This window comes from Scandinavium lactucae (genome assembly GCF_033843265.1).
In the GTDB taxonomy this organism is placed as follows: Bacteria; Pseudomonadota; Gammaproteobacteria; order Enterobacterales; family Enterobacteriaceae; genus Scandinavium; species Scandinavium lactucae.
Genome location: NZ_JAWXRD010000033.1, coordinates 58,644 through 71,618 on the forward strand (window position 1 = coordinate 58,644; position 12,975 = coordinate 71,618).

Below are 12,975 nucleotides of genomic sequence, written 5' to 3' on the forward strand. Positions count from 1 at the left end.
GCTTATTTTTATGCCACAATATCCTATTGCGCGGGCATTGTAAGGCGTGCATTTCAAAATACTGTCTTCCGCGGATAGCAGGAGTGAAAAGCCGATGTTTCGGCAGAAAATGGACTGGGAAACAAGAGAAAACGCGTTTGCCGCATTCACGTTAGGGCCGTTAAGTAATTTCTGGCGACAGCGCGAAGAAGCAGAATTCAGAGGCGTGGATAATGTTCCGGTACGCTTTGTCCGCTTTCGCGCCAAAAAACACGATCGGGTGATTGTGGTCTGTCCGGGTCGCATTGAAAGCTACGTGAAGTACGCGGAGCTGGCGTATGACCTGTTCTACAGCGGTTTCGACGTGTTAATTATCGATCACCGTGGCCAGGGCTTCTCCGGGCGGATGCTCGACGATAGCCATCGTGGGCACGTGGACAACTTCAGTGATTACGTCGATGACCTGACCGCCTTCTGGCAGCAGGAAGTCGCCCCGGGCCCGTGGCGCAAACGCTACATTCTCGGCCACTCGATGGGCGGGGCTATCGCCACGCTGTTTTTACAGCATCATCCGAATCAATGCGATGCGATGGCGCTTTGTGCGCCAATGTTCGGTATCATCATGCGGCTGCCCGACTGGATGGTGCGGCACATTCTCGATTTCGCTGAGGGCCATCAGCGGATCAGAGAAAGTTACGCCATGGGCACCGGGCGCTGGCACGCGCTGCCGTTCAGTCTCAATATCCTGACCCACAGCCGGGAACGCTATCGGCGAAACCTGGGCTTTTATGCCGACAATCCCTATATTCGCGTCGGGGGGCCAACCTATCATTGGGTGCGGGAAGGGGTGTTGGCCGGGGAACAGATTCTGGCAGGCGTGGCGAATGATGACACCCCGACGCTGCTGATTCAGGCCGAAGAAGAACGGGTCGTGGATAACCGTATGCACGACCGGTATTGTGAACGCCGCGCTGCGGCGGGCAAGCCTTGTGAAGGCGGCCGTCCGCTGGTTATTCAGGGCGCTTTCCATGAGATCCTTTTCGAAAAGGACGATATGCGCTCAGTCGCGCTCCATAACATCGTCGCGTTTTTTAACCGACATGATTAATCCGGCACCATGCCGAACTTACCAGAGGTTTAATCCGTTTATGTACCAGGTTGTTGCGTCTGATTTAGATGGTACGCTGCTCAATCCCGACCATCGTCTCTCCCCCTACACCAAAGAAACGCTGACCCTGCTGACCGGGAAAGGGGTGAACTTCGTGTTTGCCACGGGTCGCCACCATATCGACGTGGGGCAAATCCGCGATGGTCTGGGCATCAAGGCCTTCATGATCACCTCCAACGGCGCGCGGGTGCACGACACCGACGGCAACCTGGTGTTTGCGCATAACCTCGATACCGATATTGCATCTGACCTGTTCGGCGTGATGCATAACAACGCCGATATCGTCACCAACGTTTATCGCAACGACGAGTGGTTCATGAACCGCCATCGCCCGGAAGAGATGCGTTTCTTCAAGGAAGCGATTTTCAACTATGCGCTGTATGAGCCGGGTCTGCTTGAGCCGGAAGGCGTCAGCAAAGTGTTCTTCACCTCTCCAGACCACGAAGCACTGCTGCCGTTAGAACAGGCGATCAACGCGCGTTGGGGCGACAGGGTAAACGTGAGTTTCTCGACCCTGACCTGTCTGGAAGTGATGGCGGGCGGCGTGTCGAAAGGCCATGCCCTGGAAGCGGTCGCGAAGATGATGGGTTACGGCCTGGCAGACTGCATCGCCTTTGGCGACGGCATGAACGACGCCGAAATGCTCTCTATGGCGGGCAAAGGCTGCATTATGGAAAACGCGCATCAGCGCCTGAAAGATTTGCATCCTGAACTGGAAGTGATCGGCAGCAACACTGACGACGCCGTTCCGCACTATCTGCGCCGACTTTACCTCAATCAGCCATAACGCAGCGCGCATCACACCAGTCAATAAAAGCCCTGCTTGGCAGGGCTTTACTGTATAACCACCCCTGTGCGTATTTCACCCCATGTGAGGCCAGCCACGCGGCCTGCGCCTGCGTTTCCACCCCTTCCGCCAGCGGCTCCAGCGACAGTGATTGTGCCAGGGTGATAATCTGCGGCAGCAGACTTTTGCCCGGCAGCGGGTCGATCAGCGTTTTATCAATTTTGAGCATATCGAAGGTCAGCGCCTGAAGATAATTCAGGTTGGCGTAGCCGGTGCCAAAATCGTCCAGATAAATGGCGTGTCCTGCCTGGCGATAGCGTTCAACCATCGGGGCGATGGCCTGAGGATCGATCCGGCTGCTCTCGGTCATTTCGAGGCTGATTTGCTGCGGGCGAACACCAGCATGGCGGCACAGCTGCGCCAGATGAGTCAGTAAAACCTCGGACTGAAAATCGTCAGGTTCGACGTTAATCGACACGTACTGTCCGGGGTGTTGGCACAGCCAGGCACCGAGATCGTGAAAAACCTGCTCGACCACCCACATCGTCATGCTGCTCAATAGCTGGGTTTCGCGGGCGAAGGGGATAAAACTGTCTGGCGAGAGCAGCTTGCCATCCGGCTGAGGCCAGCGGATCAGCGCTTCGGCTCCGGCCACCGTCCCGTTTGCCAGCCACACGATCGGCTGATACCACATTTCCAGCTGCCGGGTGTGAATCGCGTGCTTCAGCCGCGCCCGGGAGGCGTTCAACTGGTGAAGAAAAGCGGGAATAAACGTATCGTCGGTCACAGGATCCATCCTGAAAAAATACCTGATGGGGATGCGAATCAGTATTCCCGTATTCAGATTATTTAACTATCAGTAATGGCCTAAATAGCGGTCGGAAAACGCTGGCGCACAATGCGACTGTTCTTTATTTGTCCAGTTGTCAACCCAATACTCCGCTACAATGCCCGCAACCTTTCCTGAGAGAGTTTCATCGTGGCGTTATTGATTATCACCACCGTTCTGTGGGCGTTTTCCTTTAGCCTGATCGGCGAATACCTGGCCGGAAGCGTCGACAGCTATTTTTCCGTGCTAATGCGCGTGGGCCTCGCGGCGTTGGTTTTCCTGCCGTTCCTGCGGGCGCGGGCGCAGTCTGTGAAAGTTCCGCTGATGTACATGCTGGTGGGCGCGATGCAGCTGGGCATCATGTATCTGCTGGCGTTTCGGGCGTATCTGTACCTGACGGTCTCCGAATTCCTGCTGTTCACGGTGCTGACGCCGCTGTATATCACCCTGATTTATGACCTGATGAGTCAGCGTCGGCTGCGCTGGGGATATCTACTGAGCGCAATGCTGGCGGTGGTGGGCGCGGCGATCATTCGTTACGACCACGTCAGCCCGCACTTCTGGACTGGGCTGCTGCTGGTGCAGCTGTCCAATATCAGCTTTGCGCTCGGTATGGTGGGGTATAAGCGCTTAATGGAAATCCACCCGATGCCGCAGCATAACGCCTTCGCATGGTTTTATATGGGGGCGTTTGTGGTCGCGGTGGTGGCGTGGTTCCTGCTCGGTAATCCGAATAAGCTGCCGACAACGACGTTGCAGTGGGGCATTTTGGTGTGGCTGGGCGTGGTGGCCTCGGGCCTGGGCTACTTCATGTGGAACTACGGTGCCACCCAGGTGGATGCCGGTACGCTGGGGATCATGAATAACATGCATGTGCCCGCCGGGCTGCTGGTGAACCTGGCTATCTGGCAACAGCAGCCGCACTGGCCGAGCTTTATTATAGGTGCGTTGGTGATTGTGGCTTCGCTATGGGTCCATCGCCATTGGGTCGCTCCGCGCTCCGCACAAACGGTAGATGATCGCAGGCGTGATTCCGCGCTGAACGAATAAACGCTTCCGTCACCGGCTGACGTTGCTCGCCATCGCGCACCGCGGCGTACAGTCGGCTCCACAGGCCATCCCCCAGGGTTTTGGTGACCACCAGACCCTGGCGTTCAAAACTCTCCACCACCCAATGCGGAAGGGCGGCAATGCCCATCTTCGCCGCCACCATCTGAATCAACAGCAGGGTATTATCCACGCTTTTCAGCGACGGGCTGACGCCTGCCGGTTGCAGGAAATGCCGCCAGATATCCAGCCGTTGGCGCTGCACCGGGTAAATCAGCAACGATTCGCTGGCGATATCTTCCGGCGTAATGCGCGCTTTCGCCGCCAGCGGATGCTCCGGGGCCATCACCAGACGCACTTCATAATCGAACATCGGCGAATAGTGCAGACCGCTGCGCGGCAGAATGTCGGAGGTCAGGACGATGTCCAGCTCGTCCTGCTGTAACGCGGGCTGGGGGTCAAAAGTCACGCCGGATTTAAAGTCCATCTCCACCTGCGGCCAGCCCGCGCGGAAATTCTCCAGCGCCGGGGTCAGCCACTGAATACAGCTATGGCATTCGATAGCGATGCGAAGCCGGGTTTGCTGCGGCTCGTTGCAGGCCTGCAATGCGCGGCTAATCTGCGGCAGCACCTGGCTTGCCAGCTGTAAGAGGATTTCGCCCTGCGGGGTAAAGCGCAGCGGCTGGCTCTTGCGCACAAACAGACGGAAGCCAAGACGCTGCTCCAGATCGCTGAACTGGTGAGAAAGCGCAGACTGCGTCTGGTGCAGCATTGCCGCTGCCGCTGCGAGCGACCCGCTGTTCCGCAACGCCTGCAGCGTTTTCAGGTGTTTAATCTCGATCATGAAAGTCCTTCACTTCGGCATGAATATTTTGCGCTTGAGGATTATACAGTACCCGTCAATTATGGATGTGTAAACATCCAGACGTCCAAATTCGTCGTCTTTCAGGCCATAGCGGCGTTGGCTGCCCTCGCACAACCCAGTCACTTACTTGAGTAAGCTCCTGGGGATGAGCTCACTTGCCGCCTTGCTCTGACCTGAAATCCATAGAATTAATAAAAGAGGATCGGCCATGACAATCAAGAACCACACCCTTGGATTCCCTCGCGTTGGTCTACGCCGCGAACTGAAAAAAGCACAAGAGAGTTACTGGGCGGGCAACAGCAGCCGTGAAGACCTGCTGGCGACCGGTCGTGAACTGCGCGCTCGCCACTGGCAGCAGCAGCAGGACGCTGGCGTGGATCTCCTGCCGGTGGGCGATTTCGCCTGGTACGACCATGTTCTGACCACCAGCCTGCTGCTGGGCAACGTGCCGGCTCGTCATCAGAACAAAGACGGCTCAGTCGATATCGACACGCTGTTCCGCATTGGTCGTGGCCGTGCGCCAACCGGCGAACCGGCGGCAGCGGCAGAAATGACCAAATGGTTTAACACCAACTATCACTATATGGTGCCGGAATTCACCCAAGGTCAGGAATTCAAACTGACCTGGACCCAGTTGTTGGATGAGGTCGATGAAGCGCTGGCCCTGGGCCACAACGTGAAACCTGTCCTGCTCGGGCCGGTAACTTATCTGTGGCTGGGTAAAGTGAAAGGTGAGCAGTTTGACCGCCTCAGCTTGCTGAACGACATTCTGCCGGTGTACCAGCAGGTGCTGGCAGAGCTGGCAAAACGTGGCGTCGAGTGGGTACAAATCGACGAACCCATTCTGGTCCTCGAGCTGCCGCGCCCGTGGCGCGACGCTTTCCAGCCTGCCTATGAGGCGCTGCAAGGCCAGGTTAAGCTGCTGCTGACCACCTATTTCGAAGGCGTTACCCCGAACCTCGACATCATCACCGCGCTGCCGGTACAGGGTCTGCACGTCGATCTGGTACACGGTAAAGATGAGGTGGCGGAACTGCACCAGCGTCTGCCTGCCGACTGGCTGCTGTCTGCGGGTCTGATCAATGGTCGTAACGTCTGGCGTGCCGATCTGACCGAGAAATATGCGCAGATCAAAGAGATCGTCGGCAAACGTGCGCTGTGGGTGGCCTCTTCCTGCTCCCTGCTGCACAGTCCGATCGACCTGAGCGTGGAAACACGCCTCGATGCGGAAGTGAAAAGCTGGTTCGCCTTTGCCCTGCAAAAATGCCAGGAGCTGGCGCTACTGCGTGATGCTCTGAACAGCGGTGACACCGCGGCCATCACCGAATGGAGTGCGCCAATTCAGGCCCGTCGTCACTCTTCCCGCGTCCATAATGCGGCCGTCGAAAAACGTCTGGCGGCGATTACCGCCCAGGACAGCCAGCGTAACCGCCCGTATGCCGAACGTGCTGAAGCCCAGCGCGCACGCTTCAACCTGCCTGCCTGGCCGACCACCACCATCGGTTCCTTCCCGCAGACCACCGAGATCCGCGGCCTGCGCCTCGACTTCAAAAAAGGCGCGCTGGATGCGACCCACTACCGCACCGGCATCGCGGAACATATCAAACAGGCGATCGTTGAGCAGGAACGCCTGGGCCTGGACGTGCTGGTCCACGGTGAAGCTGAGCGTAACGACATGGTGGAATATTTCGGTGAGCATCTGGATGGGTTCGTCTTCACCCAGAACGGCTGGGTGCAGAGCTACGGTTCCCGCTGCGTGAAGCCGCCAGTGGTGATTGGTGACATTAGCCGCCCGGAAGCGATCACCGTGGAGTGGGCGAAGTATGCCCAGTCGCTGACCGACAAACCGGTGAAAGGGATGCTGACTGGCCCGGTGACCATTCTTTGCTGGTCATTCCCGCGTGAAGACGTGACCCGTGAAACCATCGCCAAGCAGATTGCGCTGGCGCTGCGTGACGAAGTGGCGGACCTGGAAGCGGCGGGCATTGGCATCATCCAGATTGATGAACCGGCGCTGCGTGAAGGTCTGCCGTTGCGTAGACGCGACTGGGAAGCCTATCTGGCGTGGGGCGTGGAAGCCTTCCGCATTAACGCCGCAGTGGCGAAAGACGAAACGCAGATCCACACCCACATGTGTTACTGCGAGTTCAACGACATCATGGATTCTATTGCCGCGCTGGATGCAGACGTGATCACCATCGAGACCTCACGTTCCGACATGGAGCTGCTGGAGTCGTTTGAGGAGTTCGAATACCCGAACGAAATCGGCCCGGGCGTGTATGACATTCACTCCCCGAACGTGCCAAGCGTGGAATGGATTGAAGCCCTGCTGCAAAAAGCCGCCCAGCGTATTCCGGCTGAGCGTCTGTGGGTCAACCCGGACTGCGGCCTGAAAACCCGCGGCTGGCCGGAAACCCGTGCTGCACTCGCGAATATGGTGAAAGCGGCGCAGAACCTGCGTCAGGCGTAAGGTAACAATGCCGGGCAAAGGCCCGGCATTCGCTAAATCTGCTGTAGTTTGAAACTGACGCCACAGGCATGGGCGTAACGGAGCAGGGTCTCGTAGGTCATCCGGGTGGCATTATTTTCCATTTGCGACACGGTAGGCGGTTTGATGCCCATTCTTTCTGCCACTTGTGCCGAAGTTAAACCCGCCTCAATTCGCCAGCTCTTTAATGTCTGCTGCAACCGCTCAAGCTCTTCTTCGGCATCCCAAGCTTCACGATAGGCGGGGTCCTTCATCGCCTCTTCGTGTACCTGAGACAGGGTTTTATATTTCATTCAGCATTTCCTCCAGTCTGCGGATCGCCAATTCAGTCTCGCCCGGTGGTGTTTTAGGCGTTTTTTTAATGAAGATCCGCAATACAAAAATTCGTTTTTGTGACTGATAAACCCATAGTCCGCGCGCAATATCACAGCCCTCGGTTCGAAATTCAAAGAGGCCGCCGCCTAAAGGTTTCGTATCAGGCTCCCTCAGCAGTAACGGATTTGCTTCGAGTTTCGCAAGGAGCTTAATGACTTTGGCTTTCATCTATACGGGTAAAGCGATCAGTTCCGTTTCGGCTTTATCATGAAAATAGAGAGTGAACATGGTTGCCTTCCCTAGGCGAATATTAGCCTATAGCCTAATTTTTGCAATGCTAATTTTGTGACTTCAAAAGCAGAACCGCAATGATAAGCATGGGGTTAGAGTCGGTTTATTTTGAAAGCTGAAACGTGCTCGCAAAACGGAAAGCAACTCGGCTGCAACGCGATAAACCGCTCTCTTTATAACCCGGGTATTCGTAAGGTGATGGTGTTGCGGTCAATCCCGCAACCGGGCGTAGGAACCTGTATAAATCATAAGTGGGCACAGATTTTTCTGTGTTATGTCAGCGTACATCTCAGTAAACTCTCTGGTGGCGTTGGCGGGGCAACCGAAAGGTTGGCCGGTTTCACTTGTGTCCGGTATTCCTACCCCCGTCAGCGTCACCACCTGTGAGCGTAGGAACTCCAGCGGTGACTCCTTAAAAAACACAAGGAATTGCCAAATGACTACAGCATCAAGCCAAACCCTCTCTGAAGACGATCTACAAGAAATCCAGGAAGCACTTGATATTCCCCTGTCGGGGTCTGCTGACCTTTTTACCGCTGCGGACTTTTGCGGCACCCTGGTCAGCGTAATGGTGGAGTGTGGGGACAAATACTACCGACTGGCGCTATGCGGGCGCTTATCACACGCGCTGACAGTACTGCGTCAGCGTTGCGTGGACGCCATGCCAGACTGGGTGGTCAGCCAACTGACGGTGGAAACGGTCCCGTTATCCACCTTGCCGGAGAGCTGGCAGGACACCGATCTGCTGCTGGATTATGCCCAGGCATTAACCCTGACATTAAGTGGCGGCACGCTTCTGGCGAAAAACGGTCAGGATCTGGCGGGTTTACTGCACGATGTGGTGTATTTTCTGGTGGATGAACTCAAATCCCCGCGGTTCGAAAAAGCCTAAATAGTGAGTTTTTGCCCGGCAGTTGCCGGGCAATCAAGGCTCTGTTTAGCCTTTCTTCCCGCCGTACTGCGCAAACCACGCCAGCATTCTTTGCCAGCCGTCTTTGGCCGACTCTTCGTGGTAGCTCGGACGATAGTCGGCGTTAAACGCGTGTCCGGCTTCCGGGTAAACAACAATATCTGCTTTGGCGTTTGCCGCCCGCAGCGCCTGACGCATGGTCTCCACGCTCTCCAGCGTAATGCCCGTATCCTGGCCGCCGTACAGGCCGAGCACTGGCGCGGTCAAATCGATCGCGATATCAACCGGATGCTTCGGTGAATTCAGCGATTTTTCACCCACCAGTTTGCCGTACCACGCCACCGCCGCTTTCAGCTGTGGATTATGCGCCGCGTACAGCCACGCTATGCGGCCGCCCCAGCAAAAACCGGTGATCAGCAGGCGATTGGCGTCGCCGCCGTTGCGCGAGGCCCAACTGGCAACGTGGTCGAGATCTGCCAGCACCTGAGCATCAGGCACTTTCGACACCAGGCCGCTGAACAGCGTCGGGATGTCAGCATAGTCATTCGGATCGCCCTGACGGAAATAGAGCTCCGGCGCAATTGCCAGATAGCCTTCACCCGCCAGACGACGGCAGACGTCGCAGATGTGCTCGTGCACGCCGAAAATTTCCTGCACCACAATCACCACCGGCAACGGGCCGTCGGTATTTTTTGGCCGGGCATGAAACGCAGGCATGTTTTCACCCTGCGACGGGATTGACGTTTCCCCAGAAACGATCGCGTCTTCCGGGGTCACGATAAGGGTTGAGGCGTGAGGTGCTGCAGCCGGTGCAAAGCCGGGTTGTTTATCTGTCATGGTCTTCTCCGTACCCATCGATTTAGCGCAGTGATAAATATAGTCCGCAGGTTAACAATTCACAGTGCCAGAAAACGGCTATCTTATGTGCAGTGGTTATCATTACCGCTTGTTAATGTGATGTGAATCACTTTTTATAAGAAAACTAATGCAAACATTTTCACTCATAGTGATGATTGTCACGAAAATGTGTCCAAAGCTTCGGTAGAGTACGTTTTTGCTTCTGCTGACAACTCGACCCAGAGAGGAGTTTTTATATGTCTAAGTCTGATGTTTTTCATCTCGGCCTCACCAAGAACGATTTACAAGGGGCAACGCTCGCTATCGTCCCGGGCGATCCGGAGCGTGTGGAAAAGATCGCCGCGCTGATGGACAAGCCGGTTAAGCTGGCATCGCATCGTGAATTCACCTCCTGGCGTGCAGAGCTGGACGGTAAAGCGGTTATCGTGTGTTCCACCGGTATCGGCGGTCCGTCCACCTCGATTGCAGTAGAAGAGCTGGCCCAGCTGGGCATCCGTACTTTCCTGCGCGTGGGCACCACCGGTGCTATCCAGCCGAACATTAACGTCGGCGACGTGCTGGTCACCACCGCCTCCGTACGTCTGGACGGTGCCAGCCTGCATTTCGCCCCGATGGAATACCCGGCGGTCGCTGATTTCGCCTGTACCACCGCGTTGGTTGAAGCGGCAAAATCCGTCGGCGCGACCACTCACATCGGTGTGACCGCGTCTTCCGACACCTTCTACCCAGGCCAGGAACGTTACGACACCTTCTCCGGTCGCGTGGTGAACCGCTACAAAGGCTCGATGGAAGAGTGGCAGTCGATGGGCGTGATGAACTATGAAATGGAATCCGCCACCCTGCTGACCATGTGTTCCAGCCAGGGCCTGCGCGCGGGCATGGTTGCGGGCGTTATCGTTAACCGCACTCAGCAAGAAATTCCGAACGCGGAAACCATGAAGAAAACCGAAAGCCACGCGGTGAAAATCGTGGTCGAAGCGGCACGTCGCCTGCTGTAATTCCTCTGCTTTATGAAAAGGCCGACGTGTTCGGCCTTTTCTTTTTTGCGTGCATCCTCGCAGGAAAACCCTTTTAAACTGGACATTTATACAGCACAATTCACAATTCTACGTTGTGTCGGTATTGTGCCGATAAGTTGTTGAGCAGGGGGAGCCGTGGATATTTCAATCATCATCAGCGCAGTGGCTGCACTGATTGTCGGGGCCGCATTTGGCTGGCTGGCAAGCAAATCACATGCCGACCGGCTTCGGGCTGATTTCATCGAAGAGCGGCACGATCTCGATATTGAACTGGCGGCGGCGAAACAACAGCTGGCGCAAAATGCCCACTGGCGCGATGAATGCGAACTGCTGAATAACGAACTGCGTAACCTGCGGGAGATTAACACCTCGCTGGAAGCCGATCTGCGTGAAGTAACTACCCGCCTCGAATCGACCCAATTGCACGCCGAAGACAAAATTCGCCAGATGGTGAACAGCGAACAACGCCTGAGCGAGCAGTTTGAAAACCTCGCCAATCGTATTTTTGAGCACAGTAATCGCCGGGTTGATGAACAGAATCGCCAGAGCCTACACGGATTGCTCTCGCCGCTGCGCGAACAGCTCGACGGCTTCCGTCGCCAGGTGCAGGACAGCTTCGGCAAAGAGGCGCAGGAACGTCACACCCTGGCTCATGAAATTCGTAATCTTCAGCAGCTTAATGCGCAAATGGCCCAGGAAGCGGTCAACCTGACCAAAGCGCTGAAGGGCGATAACAAAACCCAGGGCAACTGGGGGGAAGTGGTCCTGACGCGCGTTCTGGAGGCATCTGGCCTGCGGGAAGGCCACGAATACCAGACTCAGGTCAGTATCGAAACCGATACCCGTGCCCGAATGCAGCCTGATGTGATCGTGCGTTTGCCGCAGGGCAAAGACGTGGTGATCGACGCCAAAATGACGCTTATCGCCTACGAGCGATTCTTTAATGCAGAAGAAGATTACGTGCGTGAAGCCGCGCTGCAGGAACATATCGCCTCGGTACGCAACCATATTCGTCTGCTGGGCCGTAAAGATTATCAGCAGCTACCGGGCCTGCGCTCGCTGGACTATGTGCTGATGTTTATCCCGGTGGAGCCTGCGTTCCTGTTGGCGATTGATCGACAGCCAGACCTGATTACCGAAGCGCTCCGAAACAACATCATGCTGGTCAGCCCAACCACGCTGCTGGTGGCGCTGCGCACCATTGCGAACCTTTGGCGCTATGAGCATCAGAGCCGTAATGCCCAGCAGATTGCCGATCGCGCCAGCCGCCTGTACGACAAAATGCGGCTGTTTGTCGATGATATGTCGGCGATCGGGCAGGGGTTGGATAAAGCTCAGGATAACTATCGTCAGGCCATGAAAAAACTCGCCTCCGGGCGCGGAAACCTGCTGGCGCAGGCAGAATCCTTCCGGGGGTTAGGCGTTGAAGTGAAACGTGAAATTAATCCTGACTTGGCCGAACAGGCGACGGCGCAGGAAGAGGCGTTTGACCCCGACAACAGCGCATTCAATGACGATGCGGCACGCTTGTCGGCCTCTGATGAACCGTCTGAAACTGAGGCGCATCGCGTTTCCCGGCACGGTTGAAACGTAGGGGAAATGCGCCCAATCTGTTACACTCCAGGTACATTTTCTTGATAGGCAGACATTGAGATGGTTGAGGATTCACAAGAAACGACGCACTTTGGCTTCCAGACAGTAGCCAAATCGCAGAAAGAGGACATGGTGGCGCATGTATTCCATTCTGTTGCCGCTAAGTATGATGTTATGAACGACCTGATGTCGTTCGGGATCCATCGCTTGTGGAAGCGCTTTACCATTGACTGCAGCGGCGTCCGCCGTGGGCAAAAAGTGCTGGATTTAGCAGGCGGTACTGGCGACCTGACGGCGAAATTCTCTCGTCTGGTGGGCGAAACCGGTAGCGTCGTGCTGGCTGATATCAACGAATCGATGCTCAAAATGGGCCGCGAAAAGCTGCGCAATATCGGCGTGATTGGCAATGTGGAATACGTGCAGGCCAACGCGGAAGCGCTGCCGTTCCCGGACAACACGTTTGACTGCATCACCATTTCCTTTGGCCTGCGTAACGTTACCGACAAAGAAAAAGCGCTGCGTTCTATGTATCGCGTGCTGAAACCGGGCGGACGTTTGCTGGTGCTGGAGTTCTCCAAACCCATCCTCGATCCATTAAGCAAAGCCTATGACGCCTACTCATTCCATGTGCTGCCGCGTGTGGGGGAATTAGTGGCGAAAGACGGCGAAAGCTATCGCTATCTGGCGGAATCCATCCGTATGCATCCCGATCAGGACACCCTGAAAGCGATGATGCAGGATGCCGGTTTCGACAATGTGGATTACTACAACCTGACGGCCGGTATCGTCGCGTTGCACCGCGGGTATAAGTTCTGACAGGAGTTTG

Annotated in this window: 13 protein-coding genes and 1 pseudogene; 9 read left to right on the forward strand and 5 right to left on the reverse strand. The window is 56.0% G+C overall.

Annotated features, from left to right (window positions below):
• Window positions 1-94 precede the first annotated feature (94 nt).
• Together pldB and yigL are read left to right on the forward strand one after the other, a co-directional pair.
• On the forward strand, window positions 95-1,087 hold the full coding sequence (gene pldB / locus SIK69_RS14650) for a lysophospholipase L2 (RefSeq protein WP_319629668.1): 993 nt from the start codon (window positions 95-97) through the stop codon (window positions 1,085-1,087).
• A 40-nt stretch (window positions 1,088-1,127) separates the two neighbouring features.
• On the forward strand, window positions 1,128-1,934 hold the full coding sequence (gene yigL / locus SIK69_RS14655) for a sugar/pyridoxal phosphate phosphatase YigL (protein ID WP_319629667.1): 807 nt from the start codon (window positions 1,128-1,130) through the stop codon (window positions 1,932-1,934).
• On the opposite strand, the gene SIK69_RS14660 is transcribed toward yigL, so the two are convergent.
• A complete protein-coding gene (locus SIK69_RS14660; protein WP_319786420.1) occupies window positions 1,921-2,721 on the reverse strand; it encodes an EAL domain-containing protein in 801 nt (266 codons plus the stop codon). The two genes, yigL and SIK69_RS14660, sit on opposite strands and share 14 nt — an antisense overlap.
• A gap of 192 nt (window positions 2,722-2,913) precedes the next feature.
• Between SIK69_RS14660 and SIK69_RS14665 the strand changes: the two genes are divergently transcribed.
• Complete coding sequence (locus tag SIK69_RS14665; RefSeq protein ID WP_319786421.1) at window positions 2,914-3,813, forward strand: carboxylate/amino acid/amine transporter; 900 nt, start codon at window positions 2,914-2,916, stop codon at window positions 3,811-3,813.
• On the opposite strand, the gene metR is transcribed toward SIK69_RS14665, so the two are convergent.
• Entirely contained in the window at window positions 3,701-4,654 is a 954-nt protein-coding gene (metR, locus tag SIK69_RS14670; protein ID WP_319629664.1) for an HTH-type transcriptional regulator MetR, read from the reverse strand. The genes SIK69_RS14665 and metR overlap by 113 nt on opposite strands.
• 229 nt (window positions 4,655-4,883) lie before the next feature.
• Between metR and metE the strand changes: the two genes are divergently transcribed.
• Window positions 4,884-7,145 carry a 5-methyltetrahydropteroyltriglutamate--homocysteine S-methyltransferase gene (gene metE, locus SIK69_RS14675; protein WP_319786422.1) on the forward strand — a complete coding sequence of 754 codons (2,262 nt, stop codon included), beginning with the start codon at window positions 4,884-4,886 and terminating at the stop codon, window positions 7,143-7,145.
• 32 nt (window positions 7,146-7,177) lie between these two features.
• On the opposite strand, the gene SIK69_RS14680 is transcribed toward metE, so the two are convergent.
• Window positions 7,178-7,456, reverse strand: coding sequence for a helix-turn-helix domain-containing protein (locus SIK69_RS14680; RefSeq protein WP_319629662.1), 279 nt, complete (start codon window positions 7,454-7,456; stop codon window positions 7,178-7,180).
• Entirely contained in the window at window positions 7,446-7,706 is a 261-nt protein-coding gene (locus SIK69_RS14685; RefSeq protein ID WP_319786423.1) for a type II toxin-antitoxin system RelE/ParE family toxin, read from the reverse strand. Before SIK69_RS14685 ends, SIK69_RS14680 begins: the two co-directional genes overlap by 11 nt.
• 337 nt (window positions 7,707-8,043) lie before the next feature.
• Here SIK69_RS14685 and SIK69_RS14690 point away from each other — a divergent pair.
• Together SIK69_RS14690 and SIK69_RS14695 are read left to right on the forward strand one after the other, a co-directional pair.
• Window positions 8,044-8,202, forward strand: a pseudogene (locus SIK69_RS14690) (ash family protein); the annotation flags it as partial.
• 3 nt (window positions 8,203-8,205) lie between these two features.
• Entirely contained in the window at window positions 8,206-8,661 is a 456-nt protein-coding gene (locus tag SIK69_RS14695) for a hypothetical protein (protein ID WP_319786429.1), read from the forward strand.
• 45 nt (window positions 8,662-8,706) lie between these two features.
• Here SIK69_RS14695 and SIK69_RS14700 read toward each other — a convergent pair whose 3' ends face one another.
• Window positions 8,707-9,516 (reverse strand): dienelactone hydrolase family protein, encoded by an 810-nt coding sequence (locus SIK69_RS14700; protein WP_319786424.1) that lies wholly within the window; start codon window positions 9,514-9,516, stop codon window positions 8,707-8,709.
• 257 nt (window positions 9,517-9,773) lie between these two features.
• On the opposite strand from SIK69_RS14700, the gene udp reads away from it, so the two are divergent.
• From udp to ubiE, 3 genes are all read left to right on the forward strand, one after another.
• Window positions 9,774-10,535, forward strand: a complete 762-nt coding sequence (udp, locus tag SIK69_RS14705; RefSeq protein WP_319629658.1) for a uridine phosphorylase — start codon at window positions 9,774-9,776, stop codon at window positions 10,533-10,535.
• Between the two features lie 156 nt (window positions 10,536-10,691).
• On the forward strand, window positions 10,692-12,143 hold the full coding sequence (rmuC, locus tag SIK69_RS14710) for a DNA recombination protein RmuC (RefSeq protein WP_319786425.1): 1,452 nt from the start codon (window positions 10,692-10,694) through the stop codon (window positions 12,141-12,143).
• Between the two features lie 66 nt (window positions 12,144-12,209).
• On the forward strand, window positions 12,210-12,965 hold the full coding sequence (gene ubiE, locus SIK69_RS14715; RefSeq protein WP_319629656.1) for a bifunctional demethylmenaquinone methyltransferase/2-methoxy-6-polyprenyl-1,4-benzoquinol methylase UbiE: 756 nt from the start codon (window positions 12,210-12,212) through the stop codon (window positions 12,963-12,965).
• Window positions 12,966-12,975: the final 10 nt, after the last annotated feature.

Coding starts and splice junctions, on each gene's coding strand:
- pldB (WP_319629668.1), top strand. CDS start 95: ATGTTTCGGCAGAAAATGGACTGGGAAACAAGAGAAAACGCGTTTGCC.
- yigL (WP_319629667.1), top strand. CDS start 1,128: ATGTACCAGGTTGTTGCGTCTGATTTAGATGGTACGCTGCTCAATCCC.
- metR (WP_319629664.1), bottom strand. CDS start 4,654: ATGATCGAGATTAAACACCTGAAAACGCTGCAGGCGTTGCGGAACAGC.
- metE (WP_319786422.1), top strand. CDS start 4,884: ATGACAATCAAGAACCACACCCTTGGATTCCCTCGCGTTGGTCTACGC.
- SIK69_RS14680 (WP_319629662.1), bottom strand. CDS start 7,456: ATGAAATATAAAACCCTGTCTCAGGTACACGAAGAGGCGATGAAGGAC.
- SIK69_RS14685 (WP_319786423.1), bottom strand. CDS start 7,706: ATGAAAGCCAAAGTCATTAAGCTCCTTGCGAAACTCGAAGCAAATCCG.
- SIK69_RS14695 (WP_319786429.1), top strand. CDS start 8,206: ATGACTACAGCATCAAGCCAAACCCTCTCTGAAGACGATCTACAAGAA.
- SIK69_RS14700 (WP_319786424.1), bottom strand. CDS start 9,516: ATGACAGATAAACAACCCGGCTTTGCACCGGCTGCAGCACCTCACGCC.
- udp (WP_319629658.1), top strand. CDS start 9,774: ATGTCTAAGTCTGATGTTTTTCATCTCGGCCTCACCAAGAACGATTTA.
- ubiE (WP_319629656.1), top strand. CDS start 12,210: ATGGTTGAGGATTCACAAGAAACGACGCACTTTGGCTTCCAGACAGTA.